General features: G+C 58.2%; 17 protein-coding genes. 13 read left to right on the forward strand and 4 right to left on the reverse strand.

The annotated features are described in order from the left end of the window. Positions 1-6 precede the first annotated feature (6 nt). Positions 7-1,245, forward strand: a complete 1,239-nt coding sequence (locus CPJ18_RS03060; RefSeq protein WP_077120543.1) for a saccharopine dehydrogenase family protein — start codon at positions 7-9, stop codon at positions 1,243-1,245. 76 nt (positions 1,246-1,321) lie between these two features. Here CPJ18_RS03060 and CPJ18_RS03065 read toward each other — a convergent pair whose 3' ends face one another. Further along, positions 1,322-1,558, reverse strand: a complete 237-nt coding sequence (locus tag CPJ18_RS03065; protein ID WP_077105823.1) for a DUF2934 domain-containing protein — start codon at positions 1,556-1,558, stop codon at positions 1,322-1,324. Positions 1,559-1,842: 284 nt separating this feature from the next. Here CPJ18_RS03065 and CPJ18_RS03070 point away from each other — a divergent pair, with 284 nt between their 5' ends. The 5 genes from CPJ18_RS03070 (at position 1,843) to CPJ18_RS03090 (ending at position 6,848) form a co-directional block, all read left to right on the forward strand. After that, entirely contained in the window at positions 1,843-2,913 is a 1,071-nt protein-coding gene (locus CPJ18_RS03070; RefSeq protein WP_167397823.1) for an enoyl-CoA hydratase/isomerase family protein, read from the forward strand. A gap of 146 nt (positions 2,914-3,059) precedes the next feature. Next, positions 3,060-4,046, forward strand: a complete 987-nt coding sequence (gene cysP, locus CPJ18_RS03075) for a thiosulfate ABC transporter substrate-binding protein CysP (protein WP_103657017.1) — start codon at positions 3,060-3,062, stop codon at positions 4,044-4,046. A 73-nt stretch (positions 4,047-4,119) separates the two neighbouring features. After that, positions 4,120-4,941: a sulfate ABC transporter permease subunit CysT gene (gene cysT, locus CPJ18_RS03080; protein WP_103657018.1), complete on the forward strand. Its 822-nt coding sequence runs from the start codon at positions 4,120-4,122 to the stop codon at positions 4,939-4,941. Positions 4,942-4,944: 3 nt separating this feature from the next. Then, positions 4,945-5,826, forward strand: coding sequence for a sulfate ABC transporter permease subunit CysW (cysW, locus tag CPJ18_RS03085; RefSeq protein ID WP_103657019.1), 882 nt, complete (start codon positions 4,945-4,947; stop codon positions 5,824-5,826). Further along, complete coding sequence (locus tag CPJ18_RS03090; protein ID WP_103657020.1) at positions 5,823-6,848, forward strand: sulfate/molybdate ABC transporter ATP-binding protein; 1,026 nt, start codon at positions 5,823-5,825, stop codon at positions 6,846-6,848. The genes cysW and CPJ18_RS03090 overlap by 4 nt, the downstream gene beginning before the upstream one ends. On the opposite strand, the gene CPJ18_RS03095 is transcribed toward CPJ18_RS03090, so the two are convergent. Together CPJ18_RS03095 and CPJ18_RS03100 are read right to left on the reverse strand one after the other, a co-directional pair. After that, a complete protein-coding gene (locus tag CPJ18_RS03095) occupies positions 6,845-7,951 on the reverse strand; it encodes a DNA alkylation repair protein (protein ID WP_103657021.1) in 1,107 nt (368 codons plus the stop codon). The two genes, CPJ18_RS03090 and CPJ18_RS03095, sit on opposite strands and share 4 nt — an antisense overlap. 115 nt (positions 7,952-8,066) lie before the next feature. Next, complete coding sequence (locus CPJ18_RS03100; RefSeq protein ID WP_103657022.1) at positions 8,067-9,503, reverse strand: NAD-dependent succinate-semialdehyde dehydrogenase; 1,437 nt, start codon at positions 9,501-9,503, stop codon at positions 8,067-8,069. Between the two features lie 76 nt (positions 9,504-9,579). On the opposite strand from CPJ18_RS03100, the gene CPJ18_RS03105 reads away from it, so the two are divergent. After that, positions 9,580-9,777: a hypothetical protein gene (locus CPJ18_RS03105; RefSeq protein ID WP_146258645.1), complete on the forward strand. Its 198-nt coding sequence runs from the start codon at positions 9,580-9,582 to the stop codon at positions 9,775-9,777. A gap of 10 nt (positions 9,778-9,787) precedes the next feature. Here CPJ18_RS03105 and CPJ18_RS03110 read toward each other — a convergent pair whose 3' ends face one another. Next, positions 9,788-10,975 (reverse strand): acyl-CoA dehydrogenase, encoded by a 1,188-nt coding sequence (locus tag CPJ18_RS03110; protein WP_103657024.1) that lies wholly within the window; start codon positions 10,973-10,975, stop codon positions 9,788-9,790. A gap of 96 nt (positions 10,976-11,071) precedes the next feature. Between CPJ18_RS03110 and CPJ18_RS03115 the strand changes: the two genes are divergently transcribed. The 6 genes from CPJ18_RS03115 to CPJ18_RS03145 all read left to right on the forward strand — a co-directional run bounded on the left by CPJ18_RS03115 (position 11,072) and on the right by CPJ18_RS03145 (position 17,076). Then, positions 11,072-11,980, forward strand: a complete 909-nt coding sequence (locus CPJ18_RS03115; protein ID WP_103657025.1) for a LysR family transcriptional regulator — start codon at positions 11,072-11,074, stop codon at positions 11,978-11,980. Positions 11,981-12,105: 125 nt separating this feature from the next. Next, positions 12,106-13,164 carry a LacI family DNA-binding transcriptional regulator gene (locus CPJ18_RS03120; RefSeq protein WP_103657026.1) on the forward strand — a complete coding sequence of 353 codons (1,059 nt, stop codon included), beginning with the start codon at positions 12,106-12,108 and terminating at the stop codon, positions 13,162-13,164. Further along, on the forward strand, positions 13,161-14,183 hold the full coding sequence (locus CPJ18_RS03125) for an ABC transporter substrate-binding protein (RefSeq protein ID WP_103657027.1): 1,023 nt from the start codon (positions 13,161-13,163) through the stop codon (positions 14,181-14,183). Before CPJ18_RS03120 ends, CPJ18_RS03125 begins: the two co-directional genes overlap by 4 nt. A gap of 271 nt (positions 14,184-14,454) precedes the next feature. Then, positions 14,455-15,282, forward strand: a complete 828-nt coding sequence (locus CPJ18_RS03135; protein WP_062452230.1) for an ABC transporter permease — start codon at positions 14,455-14,457, stop codon at positions 15,280-15,282. Beyond that, positions 15,279-16,058 (forward strand): ABC transporter permease, encoded by a 780-nt coding sequence (locus CPJ18_RS03140; RefSeq protein WP_103657028.1) that lies wholly within the window; start codon positions 15,279-15,281, stop codon positions 16,056-16,058. Before CPJ18_RS03135 ends, CPJ18_RS03140 begins: the two co-directional genes overlap by 4 nt. Next, the gene (locus tag CPJ18_RS03145) at positions 16,051-17,076 is read left to right on the forward strand and encodes an ABC transporter ATP-binding protein (RefSeq protein ID WP_103657029.1); all 1,026 of its coding nucleotides are present in this window, start codon (positions 16,051-16,053) and stop codon (positions 17,074-17,076) included. The genes CPJ18_RS03140 and CPJ18_RS03145 overlap by 8 nt, the downstream gene beginning before the upstream one ends. Position 17,077 lies beyond the last annotated feature (1 nt).

Raw genomic sequence — 17,077 nt, forward strand, 5'->3', positions numbered from 1 at the left:
CCTGAAATGAAGAAGAACGTTCTCATCATCGGCGCCGGTGGCGTGGCACAGGTCGTGGCGCATAAATGCGCCCAGAACAGCGATGTATTGGGAGACATTCATATTGCGTCACGCACTGTCGAAAAGTGCCGCAAGATTGTCGAGTCCGTACGCGAAAAGAAGAGCCTCAAGACAGACGTCAAACTTGAGGCCCATGCGCTTGACGCGATGGATATCGAAGCAACGAAAGCATTAATCGCAAAAACCGGCGTTCAGATCGTCATCAATGTCGGTTCGGCTTTCGTCAACATGTCCGTTCTTCGCGCCTGCATGGATGCAGGTGTTGCCTATATGGATACCGCCATTCACGAAGATCCGACCAAGATCTGCGAAAATCCACCTTGGTATGGAAACTACGAGTGGCAGCGCGCGGCCGAGTGCAAGGAAAAGGGCGTTACCGCCATTCTCGGCGTCGGCTTCGATCCGGGTGTCGTCAACGCCTATGCGCGTTTGGCCAAGGATGAGTATTTCGACAAGGTCACCTCGGTCGATATCGTCGATATCAATGCCGGCAGCCATGGCCGCTGGTTTTCGACCAACTTCGATCCGGAAATCAACTTCCGTGAATTTACCGGCGTCGTCTATTCCTGGCAGAACAACCAGTGGCAGACGAACGAGATGTTCGAAGTCGGTCAGGAATTCGACCTGCCGGTCGTCGGCAAGCAGAAGGCCTATATGACCGGCCACGACGAAGTCCATTCGCTTTCCAAGAACATGGATGGCGCAGACGTGCGTTTCTGGATGGGCTTCGGTGACCACTACATCAACGTCTTCACCGTGTTGAAGAACCTTGGCCTGCTCTCCGAAAAGCCGGTCAAGACCGCCGAAGGTCTGGAAGTCGTGCCGCTGAAACTGGTCAAGGCCGTGCTACCCGATCCGTCTTCGCTGGCACCTGATTATGTCGGCAAGACCTGCATAGGCGATGTCGTGAAGGGCATCAAGGATGGCAAAGAGCGTGAAGTCTTCATCTACAACGTGGCCGACCATAAGGACGCCTACAATGAAGTCGGCTCTCAGGGCATTTCCTATACCGCTGGCGTTCCGCCAGTTGCTGCGGCCATGCTGATCGCCACCGGCGAATGGGATGTGAAGCAGATGGCAAACGTGGAAGAGCTGCCGCCGCAGCCATTCCTCAATATTCTCAACAAAATCGGCCTGCCAAGCCGCATCAAGGATGAGAACGGCGACCGCGCCCTGACATTCTGAACCGCCGATAAATGACAGCGAAAAGCCCCGCATGCCGGGGCTTTTTATTGACCTGACCTTGCTTGGGGTGGTCGGTTTATTTCTTGCCGTTCTTGCGTGCAGACACCTTGGGTTTCGCTGCTTCCTGGGCAGCGATGTCTTTCACGTCTGATTTTTTGCGGGTCGCGGGCTTTGTGGCCCGGGTATTTTCGAGCAGCGCATATTCGTGTTTGGCCTGTTCCCAGTGATCGGCGTCCCGTCCATGCGGATGCCCCTCGCTTTCCCACAGGGTGTAGGCACGTTTACTAATCCATTCTTGCGATGAAACCTGCATATTGATCTCCTGTTACGACGTCATCGCCCGAAAAGGGCTGTCTGTGTGGTCCGGCTGGAACGCTGGACAGGAATTGGTGCCGGTATTTTACCAAGTCATTACATGCCACGATTCGCGAAAGCGTCAAGTGAAATTGCTGCACCGCAAAACGCTATGGTTGTTCCTTTTTCGAGTGATATCAACGCTTGGGAAAAGGCCATGTTTCACGTCGCAGTGATAAATGTTGCGTGATGTTGCCGAGACCTTCACACTGTACAAGGATGCACTGTGACTGAGGAGGCATGATGCAGAACGGTTCCGTGACGGATGAAATTCTTATCGAGAAAAATGGCAGTGTCGGCCTTATCCGCCTGAACAGACCCAAAGCCATCAACAGCCTCAACGAAGCCATGGTTTCCGGCATGAAAGCCGGATTGGACCTCTTTGCCCGCGACCCGGATGTGACAAGTGTCGTCCTGTGCGGAGAGGGAGAACGCGGTCTTTGCGCCGGTGGAGATGTGCGCCTGATCTATCAGGCGCGATCCGACGATGAGGCTGGCCGCACGCGTTTCTGGCGTGAGGAGTTTCCACTGAATGAGCGGATTTCCCATTATCCGAAACCCTATATCGCTTTTATGGATGGCATCGTCATGGGCGGCGGCGTCGGCATTTCCGCCCACGGCCGATATCGTATTGTGACCGAGCGAACCCGGCTCGCCATGCCGGAAACCGCCATCGGTTATTTCCCGGATGTGGGTGCAACATGGTTGCTTCCCAAAGCACCGGGTGAAACCGGAACATGGTTGGGCCTGACGGGCCGTGAAGTTGGTGCGGCCGATGCGATATATGCGGGCCTTGCAGATTATCACATTCTCTCGCGCCGACTGCCTGAACTGGTGCATGAATTGGCGCAAACCTCTTTCGCTGCCGATGTCGGAGCCGTCATCGAGACGTTTTCGGTGAGGCCGGAAACCCCTGCTGTTCTCGCTGCCAACAGCGACGCAATCGACGCTGCATTCCGCTTCAACACGGTTGAGGAGATCATTGCTGCACTTGCGGCAGATGACGATGATTTCGCCAGGGAAACGCTCACTATCCTGCAATCGAGGTCTCCGACCAGCCTGAAATTGACCTTGCGGCTTTTGCGTGCAGGACGGCAAAGTTCCGGGCTGATCGAATGTCTGGAGCGGGAGTTTGCCGCAGGCTGCGAAGTGCTGCGCAATCATGATTTCTACGAGGGCGTACGCGCCGCACTCGTCGATAAGGATCGCAATCCCAAATGGCATCCGGACACGCTTGGCGACGTGACGGAGGAAGATTTGGATCGGTATTTCGTTTCCGTCAAGCCGCCGCTGTTTCGCGACCATCGCCTCTGACACCATCTTCGCGAACATGCGTTCGAATTTTACTGGCCATGCAGTAAAACATTCTAAGTTCGACTTGAGATGGAGAGGCTAATTCCTCGCGGCAGCCAGCAGGTTTACGTATCTTGCCGGTACAATTTTATGCTGTGGGGAATTCCATGAAACGGATCATGTTAATCGGTGCTGCCATTGCAGCACTTCTGTCAACCTCTGCCTTTGCGCAAGAGCCAAAAACGCTTCTCAACGCGTCCTACGACGTGGCGCGTGAAGTGTTTGCCGCTGAAAACGAAGCCTTCATCAAGGCGCATCCGGGCGTGACCATCGACCAGTCGCATGCGGGAACCTCCAAGCAGGCGCGCGCCATCGTTGAAGGTCTCGAGGCCGACGTCGTAACCTTCAATCAGGTCACTGACATTGATTTTCTGGTCAAGCAGGGCTTCGTTTCCGCCGATTGGCAGAAGAATTTCGCCAATGATGCGTCGCCCTTTTATTCCTTCCCATCCTTCCTCGTTCGCGCTGGAAACCCCAAGAATATCAAGGATTGGGACGATCTTGTCAGGGATGATGTGAAGCTGGTTTTCCCGAACCCGAAAACCTCAGGCAACGCCCGCTACACCTATCTGGCCGCGACTGCTTACGCGAAGGAAAAGTTCAATAGCGATGACGCCAAGGTTCAGGACTTCATTAAGAAAATCTTCGCCAACACGCCTGTCTTCGACACCGGAGGCCGTGCCGCAACGACGACCTTTGTCGAGCGTGAAGTCGGTGACGTGCTGATCACCTTCGAGGCTGAAACACGCGGCATTGCCAAGCAATATGGCAAGGACAAGGTCGAAAGCGTCGTTCCTTCGGTAAGCCTTCTGTCAGAGTTCCCGGTTGCCGTGGTAGACAAGGTTGTCGATAAGCGCGGTTCGCGTGAACTGGCAAAGACCTATCTTGATTTCCTCTACACCGAGGAAGGCCAGCGCATTGCTGCCCAGTTCGGCCACCGCGTTCACAATGAAAAGGTCGCCGCCGAGTTCAAGGACCAGTTCCCACAAATCCGCCTCGTCAACGTCAACGACGTGTTCGGCGGCTGGGATAAAATCCAGAAAGAACACTTCGCATCCGGTGCCGTGCTTGATACGCTTTACGGCAACCGCTAATCGCTGATTGGTTGAGATGACATCGACCCGGTGGGCCTCCCGCCGGGTCTCTCTTGCATGATGGGGGACGGTTTTGAAACGCAATGTTTTGCCGGGGCTGCGCTTGTCGCTTGGCGTGACCCTGCTTTATGTCGGCATCATTGTCGTCCTGCCACTGGCTGCCCTTGTCTTCAAGGCGGCGAGCGTTGGTCCTGCTGAATATTGGGCGATCATTTCCTCGCCACGCGCCGTCGCCAGCTACCGCGTCACCGTGCTCTGCGCCCTTGTCGCCACGCTGTTCAACGTCGTCTTCGGTCTCGCGCTCGCCTGGGTGCTCACCCGCTACCGTTTCCCCGGCTGGCGTCTGGTCGATGCCATTGTCGATCTTCCCTTCGCGCTGCCCACGGCTGTCGCCGGTATTGCGCTCACCGCACTTTTCGCGGGCAATGGCTGGTTCGGCTCGATCCTCGCCCATGCCGGTATCAAGGTTGCCTATACGCCACTCGGCATCATCATCGCCATGGCCTTTACCAGCCTGCCTTTCATCGTGCGCACGGTGCAACCGGTGTTGGAGGATTTGGACCCGGCCCTGGAGGAAGCAGCGCAATCTTTGGGCGGCTCGGATTTCGAGATTTTCCGTAAGGTGATTTTGCCTTTGCTGACGCCTGCCATTCTCGCGGGCCTGTCGCTGTCCTTTGCCCGCAGCCTTGGTGAATTCGGCGCGATCATCTTTATCGCTGGCAACCAGCCGTTTTCGACGGAGATCACCTCGCTCCTCGTCTTCATCCGGCTGGAGGAATATGATTATCAGGCCGCAGCCGCCATCGCTTCCGTGCTGCTGATTACGGCCTTCGTCATGCTGGCTGTCACCAATTACCTTCAGACACGCGCCCTGCGCTACACGGTGAGGAGCTAGCCGATGAGTGCTCATGCCTCCCGTCGTAAGCCGCCACGCGTGGGTGACGCCCCTTGGGTGCGCCGCTCGCTGATTGCGTTCGTACTGGTGATCGGTGCCTTGCTCGTCGTCGCGCCGCTGCTCATCATCGGCGTCGAAGCCTTCTCTCAGGGGTGGAAGACCTATACGGCCACCATCAATCACCCCGATACGCGCCACGCCATCATGCTGACGGTCATCACGGCGTTGATCGCGGTACCGGTCAACACTGCCTTCGGCATTGCCGCCGCGTGGGCGATTACGAAATTCGATTTCCGAGGCCGTCGCTTTCTGCTGGTCCTCATCGAGATACCCTTCTCCATCTCGCCCATCGTGGCGGGTGTGGCCTATCTGTTCGTTTACGGCCTGCAAGGTCTGCTCGGCCCATTCTTCGCTGCTTACGATATCAAGGTGCTGTTTGCCCTGCCGGGCATCGTCATCGCCTCCATGTTCGTCACGGCACCCTTCGTCGCGCGCGAACTGATCCCGCTGATGCAGGCGCAAGGGCGTGATCTGGAGGAGGCGGCCACCTCGCTCGGCGCATCCGGCTGGCGCACCTTCTGGTCGGTTACGCTGCCCAATATCAAATGGGCGCTGCTTTACGGCGTCGTGCTGTGCAATGCGCGCGTGATGGGGGAGTTCGGCGCGGTATCGATCGTATCAGGCAATATTCGCGGCCAGACCAATACGCTGCCTTTGCATATCGAACTGCTCTACCACGATTATCAGGCCGCAGGCGCTTTCGCCTCGGCATCCATTCTCGCGGCTCTCGCCGTCGTCACCATCATTGCCAAGGTCGCGCTGGAAAAGCGCGGGGCAGGGCGTGGAGCCAAGAAAACCGCTGCCATTTCGGAGACAACTGCATGAAAATCCGCCTCGAAAACGTGGTGAAGACCTTCGATAATTTTCGTGCAGTGCGGGATGTGTCGCTGGATATCGAAAGCGGTGAACTGCTGGCGCTGCTCGGCCCTTCCGGCTCCGGCAAGACGACGATCCTGCGCATGGTCGCAGGTCTGGAATATACCGATGGCGGCCAGATTTATTTTGGGGATGAGGACGCCACCAATATTCCAGTACGTGACCGTGGCGTCGGCTTCGTGTTCCAGCATTATGCGCTCTTCCCGCATATGACGCTGCACGAGAACATCGCCTTCGGCATGAAAGTCTCCAGGGTCAAGCGCGACAAGGCGGCCATCGATGCGCGGGTGGATGACCTGCTGCGGCTGGTGAAGCTGGATGGTCTGGGCGAACGGTTCCCGGCGCAAATCTCCGGCGGCCAGCGCCAGCGTGTGGCACTGGCGCGTGCGCTCTCGGTCGATCCCAAGGTTCTGCTGCTGGATGAACCCTTCGGCGCGCTGGACGCCAATGTGCGACGTGATCTGCGCCGCTGGCTGCGCGAAATCCACAACGAACTCGGTATCACCACCATCTTCGTCACCCATGATCAGGAAGAAGCGCTTGATCTCGCCGACCGCGTGGTCATCCTCAATCAGGGTGAAATCGTGCAGCAAGGCACGCCCAAAGAGGTTTGCCGCCAGCCCAACTCCTCCTTCGTCATGCGTTTTCTGGGCGATGCCAACCGCATTTCCGGCACGGCGCGTTCAGGTAAGGTTTTCGTCGGCTCAGCCGAAGTCCCCTTCGCCTATGGTCAGGCAGACGGCCCGGTCGATATCTACGCCCGGCCCAATGATCTGGAATGGGAAGACCTGCATGATGGCATTCCGGCCCAAGTAACCCGCGTGCTGGACCGCGCAGGTGATCGCCGCGTGATTGCCTCGACCACAGAGGGCGACCTTCTGGAATTCGACGTCTCCCCGGAAACCGCCGTCGAGGCAGGCGACCGCGGCCATATCGTCATCCGCCGCGCCAAGATTTTCCCTGCGGGTTAAACGCTGAGCTCAAACGTCGTTTCGGCCAGCGCCTCGCCATTCACCATCAGCTGTATCAGGTGCAGGCCGGGATAATGCTTGCGGGTGGTGAAATCGCGGATGGCGCGGCTGATGGACAGCGTGCAGCCTTCGCCCGGTTGAAGGCTCAACTCTTTCCATTTGAAAATCTTGAGCGAGGTGCCGCCGCCCTTCTTCACGTAGTGAACGGCGTAATCGATGACCAGCTTTTGGGGCTTTTCGGATGTCGAGCGAAGCGATGCCGAAATCCGCACATTGCCGCCCAGCGGCAGGGCGTCCGGCGTTACCTGAAATGCCTCTATCGCAATATCCGCTTTCTCGTGTGCGCCAAGATGTGCCAGCGCCGAGGCATCGCCCTTTTTCACGAGGGTTCGCAGAGCCTTCCGGATGATCCATGCGGTGTGTTTGTTCTCCTTCGGCCAAGTGGAGATGCGCTCAAGAACCCATTGCGGATTGTCCTTGGTGATATCGTTCAGATGGTTGGCCACGGATTTGCGCACATAGAGCGCGTCATCGCTCTTGAGGTTTTCCATAATATTAGCAACCGGCGAGGGATCATCGATCAGCGCCTTGATCTGGAACGACCATGGCAGACGCGGGCGGCAACCTTCGCTGGCCAATCGGCGCACGTGCTCGTTTTCATCTCGCGACCATTCCTCCATCGTCGCCAGCGCGCGGGGCATGTCGGCGAGGATGAAGTGACGGATGGCGAATTCCGATGAGCCAAAGCGCGTGAAAAATTTAAGCGCTGCCATGGACTTATCGAAATGCTCCAAGCCGTAGAGTGCCACGTATTCCGACAGGGAAATCGAGGCAAAGCCGTGGTTGATGCGCGGCGCAAGTGCGGTGAGGACTTCGAGGTTGCGAGCGTAATCGCCGGGCAGCATGGCGTGAAGGCTGGTTGCCACCTGGCGCATGCGCTGCATAATGCCGAGTGTATCGAGATCGGTCTCTGCCAGTGCCAGAAACGCCTCTTCATCGAAGGGCGGATAAACGGCTTTCGTTTCGGCGGCGATGAATTGCAGACGGTCGCGGTTGAAGATTTCCTTCAATGCCGGTGCCGCCGTGTCGCTTGCCTCTGCCATCTAATTCCCTCGTCGTTCCTTCTTTGTTCTTAATGGCGAGTGCGCAATTTTGCAAATGAAAAGCCCGGTGTCGCAAAACACCGGGCTTTAAACTTCAGTTCAAATCAGCCGGATATCAGTTCATCTGGCTCACGAAGCGTGTTTCCAGATAGGCACCGACGGCCTCCGAACCACCTTCCGTGCCGTAGCCCGAGTCCTTGATGCCGCCGAAGGGTACTTCTGGCAGAGCAAGGCCGTTGTGGTTGATGGTCAGCATGCCAGCTTCGACCTGACGGCCAAGTTCGTGCGCCGTCTTGACCGAGCCGGTGAATGCAAAGGATGCCAGGCCGAAGGGCAGGCGGTTTGCTTCCGAGATCGCGTCATCGAAGGACTTGAACGTGTTGACGATGGCAACCGGGCCAAACGGCTCGTCGTTCATGATCTTGGCAGATGTCGGGACGTTGGCCAGCACGGTCGGTTCGAAGAAGTTGCCCTTGTTGCCGATGCGCTTGCCGCCGGTCTTGAGTTCCGCGCCGTTGGAAACGGCATCCTGAATAAGGGCTTCCATCGCCGGGATGCGGCGCTCATTGGCGAGCGGCCCCATGGTGATGCCATCTTCCAGGCCGTTGCCGACCTTAACGGCCTCAGCGGCTTTGACGAAACCGTCGAGGAACTGGCTGGCAACGCCTTCCTGCACGAGGAAACGTGTCGGTGCGACGCAGACCTGACCGGCATTGCGGAACTTCGACATCGCCATGATTTCGACGGCCTTTTCGATATTGGCATCATCGAAAATCATGACAGGGGCGTGGCCGCCAAGTTCCATCGTGGCGCGCTTCATGTGCTTGCCGGCCAGGGCAGCGAGATGCTTGCCGATCGGCGTGGAGCCGGTAAAGGAAATCTTGCGGATGACCGGATGCGGAATGAGATATTCGGAAATTTCCGAAGGCACGCCATAGACGAGATTGACGACGCCAGCGGGAACGCCTGCATCAACGAAGGCGCGGATGAGTTCGGCAGGTGATGCCGGTGTTTCCTCGGGAGCCTTGACGATGATGGAGCAGCCAGCAGCGAGCGCTGCGGACAGCTTGCGCACGATCTGGTTGATCGGGAAGTTCCAAGGCGTAAAGGCTGCAACGGGACCGACGGGAACCTTGATGGCCAGCTGCGAAACGCCGGTGGCGCGGGCAGGGATGACCTGGCCGTAGGTGCGGCGTGCTTCTTCGGCAAACCAGTCGATGGTATCGGCAGCGCCCATGACTTCCATGGCAGACTGCGCCAATGGCTTGCCCTGTTCGCGGGTCATCAGCCAGGCAATCGTGTCCTTGCGCTCGCGCAGCAGGTCAGCCGCCTTGCGCATGATCTTGGAGCGCTCATAGGCGGATGTTTCGCGCCAGACCTTGAAGCCCTTGTCGGCAGCGTCCAACGCCAGATCGAGATCAGCCTTTTCCGCATGGGCGATCTGGCCGAGGATTTCGTCGGTTGCCGGATCGGATACGGCAATGGTCTTGCCGGACAAGGCGTCGCGCCATTCGCCGTTGATGAGGAGCTTGACGTTGGGATAGCTGTGCATGTGAAATACCTTCGTGACTTTACCGACCGGCACGGTGCCGATGCTTGGCGTTTAACTGAGGTCTCGGAATTTACCGGTGCTGCATGACATGTCTTCCGTGGCGGGACAATCGAATGCAGCGATACCGGATATGGCAAATGGATTTGCCAGAGACGATGATGACATCTCTATATTAATTCGTGCGGCGGCGGTTTCAACCGGTCAGCGCATTAAAAAGTATTATTTATTTCGCATCGCAGCAAAAACCGGCGGCATGGCACCGCCGGTTGCTTGATCGTTCAATCTCAGAAAAACGCCTGAATGCCGGTCTGGGCGCGGCCGAGGATCAGCGCGTGCACATCATGCGTTCCCTCATAGGTGTTGACCGTTTCCAGGTTCTGCGCATGGCGCATGACGTGATATTCGATCTGAATGCCGTTGCCGCCATGCATGTCGCGGGCCTGACGAGCAATATCCAGCGCCTTGCCGCAATTGTTGCGCTTGACGATGGAGATCATCTCAGGTGCCATCTTGTGGTCATCGAACAGACGACCGACGCGAAGCGAGGCCTGAAGGCCGAGCGTGATTTCCGTCTGCATGTCGGCCAGCTTCTTTTGGTAAAGTTGCATGCCGGCCAGCGGCTTGCCGAACTGCTTGCGGTCCATGCCATATTGGTGGGCGCGGAACCAGCAGTCTTCGGCGGCACCCAGCACACCCCAGGAAATGCCGTAGCGGGCGCGGTTGAGGCAACCGAACGGACCCTTGAGACCGGAGACACCAGGCAGCAACGCATCTTCGCCCACTTCGACGCCGTCCATGACGATCTCGCCGGTGATGGAGGCGCGCAGCGACAGCTTGCCACCGATCTTTGGTGCGGACAGACCCTTCATGCCTTTTTCCAGCACGAAGCCGCGGATCTGGTTGTCATGCGCTTCAGATTTTGCCCAGACGACGAAAACATCGGCAATCGGCGAATTGGAAATCCACATCTTGGAGCCGCGCAGGCGATATCCACCCTCGATCTTTTCGGCACGCGTCTTCATGCCGTTCGGGTCGGAACCCGCATCCGGCTCGGTCAGGCCGAAGCAGCCGATCAGCTCGCCGGAGACGAGGCCGGGCAGATACTTGTCCTTCTGCTCTTCCGAGCCATAGGCAAAGATCGGGTAGATGACGAGCGAGGACTGCACGCTCATCATCGAGCGATAACCGCTGTCGATGCGCTCGACTTCACGTGCGACGAGGCCGTAAGCGACATAGCTAGCTTCGGCAGCACCGTATTTCTCGGGAAGCGTCACACCCAGAAGGCCGGTCTGGCCCATCAGGCGGAACAGCTCAGGCTCTGAAGTTTCGGACAAATAAGCTTCGTTGATGCGCGGCAGAAGCTCCGATTGGGCAAAGGCCGCTGCCGTATCGCGGATCATCCGCTCGTCTTCGGTCAGTTGGTCCTCGAGAAGAAACGGGTCCTGCCAATTGAATGCTGTGCGTTCGCTCACGGTAAATCTCCAAAATTGCTGAGCCGATTATTGGCATTTGGTAGCGTCGCGGCAAGCCATGTTTACTCATTTTGCTATTACCGATAGGAATGCGCCATGACCTCGCTCAGCCGCAAACTTCTGCCCTCCACCAGCGCTCTCGCCGCCTTTGATTCCGTGGCGCGGCTGGGCAGTTTTTCGCTGGCCGCAGACGAGCTTTCGTTAACGCAAGGAGCCATCAGCCGGCAGGTTCTGTCGTTGGAAGAACAGCTTGGCGTGCGGCTGTTCGATCGTGGCGCGCGCGGTGTTTCGCTGACCGCCGAGGGTCAGACCTATGCCAAGGCCATCGGCACGGCGCTGGGCGATATCCGCTCCGCATCCTTGCAGATTATGACCAAAACGCATGGCAGCACGCTGAACCTCGCCATGCTGCCCACCTTTGGCACGCGCTGGCTGTTGCCGCGCATTCCCAAATTCGTGGCAGCGCACCCGGAAATCACGCTCAATTTCGCCACCCGCATCGGCCAGTTCGATTTCGAAAAGGAAGGCCTCGATATGGCCATCCATATTGGCCAGCCGGATTGGCCGGCGGCGGAAAGCACGTTTCTGATGGATGAGATGGTGGCACCGGTGTGCAGCCCATCCTTTCTCGCGCAGCACCCCATCGCCAAGGCGCAGGATATCTCGACCCTGCCGCTGCTGCATATGGCGTCCAGACCCGGCGCGTGGGACCACTGGTTTCAGAGCCTTGGGCTTGGCGCACAGAATGCACCCGCCATGCGGTTCGAACAGTTCTCCAGCGTGGCGCAGGGCTGCATCGCCGGGCTGGGTGTGGCGTTGATGCCGCTGTTTTTGATCGATATCGAACTCAAGGCCGGGCAACTGGTTCCGGCCTTCGATCATCAGGTCAAAAGCCCCAGTTCCTATTATGCCGTGGCTCCGCTTTCGCGCATCAACCATGCGCCCGTGGTGCTGTTCAAGCAGTGGCTTCTGGCTGAGGTCGAGGCGTTTCGCACGAGGGGTTGATAATAATTTCTCCCTTGTTTTCGCCACTTAGAGTTTTCCCGCAGAAATTCACCCGTTGCCGACTCGACAAAAACGCACTTTCGAATTACGCTGATTAAACGTTTAATCACGCGGATGGATAAGCCATGACCTCTGGTCGTGCAGGCGCAAATCTGACGGCAATCGCCTCGGCACTCGGTGTGTCTGCGGCGACGGTCTCCAATGCGCTTTCCGGCAAGGGTCGCGTCTCCGCAGAACTCTCAGACAAGATACGCCTGAAGGCTGCAGAACTGGGCTATGTGCCCAGCATCGCCGGTCGTGCCCTGCGTACCGGCAAAAGCGGCGTTCTGGGTCTGGTGTTGCCGGATATCGCCAATCCGCTGTTTCCGCAGATCGCCCAGGCCATCGAAAAGGCAGCTGACGATGCCGGTTACGGCGTTCTGATTGCAGACTCTCATGGCGATGTCGCCAAGCAGACACAAGCGATCAACCGCCTCATCGAACGCGGCGTCGAAGGTATGGTCATCGTGCCCCGTCGCGGTACGCGCATCGGCAATGTCGATTGCCCCGTGGCCGTCATCGATTCACCTTCCACCCCTGGAAATACGGTGTCCGCCGATCATTGGGACGGTGGCGTTCAGATCGGTCGGCATCTGGCGGAACTGGGTCACGACAGAGTGGTCATCATCGGCAACAATCCGGATTCCAACGTTCAGAATGACCGCGTTGGGGGAATCAGGTCTGGGCTTGGCAGTGCTGCGCGGACGGAGACGCTGTGGATTGCGTCTGTGGAAAAACAGGGTGGGGCAGGGTGTCCCTTGGGTGTCGCGCAGAAGGTAGCGCAGGGCTTTACCGCTTTTGCGGCGGTTTCCGATCTTCACGCGCTGCGCGTTCTGACCGAATTGCAGCGTGATGGCGTGACCGTGCCGGAACAGGCCAGCGTGACAGGCTTTGACGATCTTATCTGGGCACCTGTCGTCACGCCGGCGCTGACCACCATTCGCATGGATATGGCGCGTGTCGCGGATCTCGCCGTTACAGCACTGGTGCGCAGCATCGATGCCGAAGACCGCCCCGTTTCGGGAGGCGTCGTCGCCGATGTCTCGAAAGTCGCAATGCAGCTCATCATCAGAAGCTCTTGCGGCCCAAATCATAACAAGCAGACAGCCAACAAAACCTCGACAGCAGGAGAACTCACATCATGAAGAAGATCATTCTGGCATCCGGAACGGCGCTGATGCTGTCCATGGGTGCCGCGCAGGCGCAGGACAAGACACTGACGATTTCCGTCTATGCCTTCGCGCAGGACGAATTCAAGGAACTGGTCTACACGCCGTTCGAAGCCAAATGCGGCTGCAAGCTGGTGGTCGAAACCGGCAACAGCGTCGAGCGTCTGGCCAAGATGGAAGCCAACAAGGCAAGCCCGGTCATTGATCTCGCCATCGTCTCCATGGCCGATGCGCTATCCGCCGCCCGCAAGGACCTCGTTCAGAAGATCGATACCGCCAAAGTGCCGAATGTCGACAAGCTCTATGATATCGCCAAGGACCCGAACGGCGATGGCATGAGTGTTGGCGTCAACTTCTACGCCACCTCCATCGTCTACCGCACCGACAAGATGAAGATCGATAGCTGGGCCGATCTGTTGAAGGACGGCATCGTTGACCACGTGGCCTTCCCGAATGTCACCACCAATCAGGGCCCGCCAGCGCTCTATATGCTGGGCAAGGCCATTGGCAAGGATACGCCTGACCTCTCCGGCGCTATCGAGGCTGTCGGCGAAAAGAAGGACGAGATCGTCACCTTCTATGTGAAGTCTTCGCAGTTGGTGCAGCTGATGCAGCAGGAAGAAATCTGGGCCGCCCCCATCGGTCGCTTCTCCTGGGCACCCTTCACCAAGCTCGACCTGCCACTGGCGTGGGCAACGCCCAAGGAAGGCCAGACGGGCGGAATGAATGTTCTCGTGGTGCCGAAGAACGGCAAGAACGAAGACCTCGCGCTGCAGTTCATGGATTTCTGGCTCTCGACGGATGTGCAGAAGGCGCTGGCTGAAAAGCTGGTCGATAGCCCAACGAATAAAGAGGTGAAGGTCTCCGACGAAGTCGCCAACAACATCACTTACGGCGATGAGACGGCGAAAAGCCTCCAGCTCATTCCCTCTGCTGCCACGCTGGATAACCGCGACAAGTGGTTGTCGGAGTGGAATGCGAAGGTTGGTCAGTAAGGACGGTTCGGGCGTTGGGGGCTACGTGCTGACGCACGTCACCCCCCTCTGTCCTGCCGGACATCTCCCCCACAAGGGGGGAGATCAGCAGGATGCACCGACACCGCTCCTGTCTCGACCTATGAGATGGCCTGAAACTTTGCCGCGAGTCGATCTCCCCACCTGTGGGGGAGATGCCCGGCAGGGCAGAGGGGGGCTGGCACCCACCAACGCTCAATACAAATCCTCCGCCAAGCAAAGGCGGAGACAATTCAACACCGGAGAAGACTCCATGTTTCAAAACCGGGCTGAAGCCTTGGCGCTTGCCTTGCCCGCTGCAATCTTTGCGGCGGCGGTGTTTCTTGTGCCCGTGTTCATTCTTCTGTCGGAAGGGTTTCGCACCGCCGATGGCTGGACCTTTCAGGCCTATGTGGATTTCTTTTTCGATCCGCTGAACCGCGCCGTGTTCCTGCGCACGCTGAAGCTCGGCGCGCTCGTCACCGTAGTCTCCGCCATCATCGGTTATGCGGCGGCCTTCGCCATTGTCAATCTACCGGCCAACTCCAAAGGCCACATGATCAACCTCGTCATCCTGCCGTTGATGATCTCGCCGGTGGCCCGCACCTATGCCTGGATCGTCATTCTCGGTCGCACCGGCATGGTCAACGAGCTGCTGAAGCTTGTGGGCCTCACGGATGCGCCGATCCGCATTCTGTTTTCCGAAACGGCCGTCTTCATCGGCCTGCTGCAATTGTTTCTGCCGCTGATGATCATCTCCCTCATCAGTGCGCTGGAAAACATGCCGAAAGACGTCATCGCCGCCTCGCGGGTGCTCGGTGCCAACTGGTTGCAGGTGTTCTGGAAGGTCATTCTGCCGCTGACCAAGGAAGGTCTTGTCGTCGGCGGCACACTGGTCTTTACCGGCTCTCTGACGGCCTATATCACGCCCGCCATTCTCGGCGGCTCCAAGGTTCTGATGCTGGAAACGCTGCTCTACCAGCAGGTCACGGTCTCCAACAATTTCGTTGCCGCCAGCGTCATCGCCTTCATTCTGATCGTCATGAGCTTTGCGGCCAATATCCTGCTCAAGCGCATCGCCACGGCAAGGAACAAGAAATGACCCGGCACCTCTTCATTCCGCTCACGCTCGCGCTGGTCATCGGCTTTCTGATCGGCCCGTTCCTCATCATCGTCGCCGCATCCTTTTCGGCGGGCGATACGCTGGCCTTTCCGCCGCAGGGCTTTTCGTTGAAATGGATCGCCAAAGTCTTCACGGTCGAAAGTTTCCGCGAAAGCTTTGCCATGTCGATGTTTCTGGCCATCGGAGGAACCTTCGCAGCGCTCATCCTCGGCGTACCCGCATCCTACGCCATGTCGCGCTACAAGCTGCCGTTTTCGGAGACCATCCGCACCATCGTTTCGGCCCCGATCATCGTTCCCGGCATCATCGTTGGCCTGGCTCTGCTTAGATATTTCGTCGTGCCCTTCGGCATCGGCATCACTTTGGCACTGTTTCTGGCCCACACGGCGCTGATCCTGCCCTATGCCGTGCGCGTCGTCTCGGCCAGCCTCACCAATCTGCGCTCGGATATCGAGGAAGCAGCCGTCCTGCTCGGGTCTTCCCGCATCGGTGCATTCTTTCGCGTGGTGCTGCCGAATATCAGGGGCGGCATTCTCTCAGCCTTCATTCTGGGCTTCGTGACCAGTTTCAACCAAGTGCCGGTGTCGCTGTTCCTGTCCGGTCCCGGCGTGCGCACCCTGCCCATCGATATGCTGGGCTATATGGAAATCGTCTTCGACCCATCCGTGGCGGCGCTGTCGTCGCTGCTCGCCTTCCTGTCCATCGGCATTGTCTTCATGGCCGAACGTTTTCTGGGGTTCTCCCGTTATGTCTGATGCAAATTACCTCTCGCTCCAGAACCTGTCGCTGGCCTACGGCAACTCCGTTGCGGTCAAAGACCTCAATCTCGATATCCGCAAGGGCGAGCTTCTGGCGCTGCTCGGCCCATCCGGCTGCGGCAAGACCACCACGATGCGCGCCATTGCCGGGCTGATGCCCGTAGCCGGTGGTCGTATCGATCTTGACGGTGCCGATATCACCCGCGTGTCCGCCAACAAGCGGGCGGTGGGGCTGGTGTTCCAGTCCTACGCGCTGTTTCCGCATCTGACGGTCTACGAAAATGTCGCCTTCGGTCTGAAGCTGAAGGGCATGAAAGGTTCGCCGCTGGACGAGAAAGTCGTATCCGGCCTGAAATCCGTTGGCCTCTCCGCTTTCGCCTCGCGCAAACCAGCGGAATTGTCTGGCGGGCAGCAACAGCGCGTGGCGTTGGCTCGCTCCATGGTCATGGACCCCAAGGTTCTGCTTCTAGACGAGCCACTATCGAACCTCGATGCACGGTTGCGGCTGGAAATGCGCACGGAGCTTCAGCGCGTGCAGAAGGCCACCGGCGTCACCATGATTTTTGTCACGCATGATCAGGTCGAGGCCTTGGCGCTGGCCGACCGCATCGTGGTGATGAAGAATGGTACCATCGAGCAGATCGGCACGCCGGAAGAGATTTACAACGCACCCGTCTCGTCCTTCGTGGCTGACTTCGTCGGCTTTGAAAACATCTTTCGTCTGGAAGGTGACGAGCTGAAAACAGACAATGGCCGCATTGCCCTTTCCGGTCAGGTTCCGAGTACGGCGGGACTTGCCTGGAGGCCGCGCATGGTGACCCTCGGTTCAGGACCTTTCGAGGGAACCGTGCGCGGCACGTCTTTTGCGGGCAACACGCGTGAATATCTGCTGGATACACCGCTTGGCCCCATCAAAGCGGAAGTCGATGCCGGACTGCCGGTGCAGGACATCGGTACACCACTTGCCTTCGACCTGCCGGTCAAGAAAGCAGCCAGCCTGAAAGTGTTCAGCTGAT

The organism is Agrobacterium rosae (assembly GCF_002915175.1).
GTDB lineage: Bacteria > Pseudomonadota > Alphaproteobacteria > Rhizobiales > Rhizobiaceae > Agrobacterium > Agrobacterium rosae.

Coding starts and splice junctions, on each gene's coding strand:
- CPJ18_RS03065 (WP_077105823.1), bottom strand. CDS start 1,558: ATGCAGGTTTCATCGCAAGAATGGATTAGTAAACGTGCCTACACCCTG.
- CPJ18_RS03095 (WP_103657021.1), bottom strand. CDS start 7,951: ATGGCAGAGGCAAGCGACACGGCGGCACCGGCATTGAAGGAAATCTTC.
- CPJ18_RS03125 (WP_103657027.1), top strand. CDS start 13,161: ATGAAGAAGATCATTCTGGCATCCGGAACGGCGCTGATGCTGTCCATG.
- CPJ18_RS03090 (WP_103657020.1), top strand. CDS start 5,823: ATGAAAATCCGCCTCGAAAACGTGGTGAAGACCTTCGATAATTTTCGT.
- CPJ18_RS03140 (WP_103657028.1), top strand. CDS start 15,279: ATGACCCGGCACCTCTTCATTCCGCTCACGCTCGCGCTGGTCATCGGC.
- CPJ18_RS03135 (WP_062452230.1), top strand. CDS start 14,455: ATGTTTCAAAACCGGGCTGAAGCCTTGGCGCTTGCCTTGCCCGCTGCA.
- CPJ18_RS03060 (WP_077120543.1), top strand. CDS start 7: ATGAAGAAGAACGTTCTCATCATCGGCGCCGGTGGCGTGGCACAGGTC.
- CPJ18_RS03115 (WP_103657025.1), top strand. CDS start 11,072: ATGACCTCGCTCAGCCGCAAACTTCTGCCCTCCACCAGCGCTCTCGCC.
- CPJ18_RS03100 (WP_103657022.1), bottom strand. CDS start 9,503: ATGCACAGCTATCCCAACGTCAAGCTCCTCATCAACGGCGAATGGCGC.
- CPJ18_RS03120 (WP_103657026.1), top strand. CDS start 12,106: ATGACCTCTGGTCGTGCAGGCGCAAATCTGACGGCAATCGCCTCGGCA.
- cysP (WP_103657017.1), top strand. CDS start 3,060: ATGAAACGGATCATGTTAATCGGTGCTGCCATTGCAGCACTTCTGTCA.
- CPJ18_RS03145 (WP_103657029.1), top strand. CDS start 16,051: ATGTCTGATGCAAATTACCTCTCGCTCCAGAACCTGTCGCTGGCCTAC.
- cysW (WP_103657019.1), top strand. CDS start 4,945: ATGAGTGCTCATGCCTCCCGTCGTAAGCCGCCACGCGTGGGTGACGCC.
- CPJ18_RS03070 (WP_167397823.1), top strand. CDS start 1,843: ATGCAGAACGGTTCCGTGACGGATGAAATTCTTATCGAGAAAAATGGC.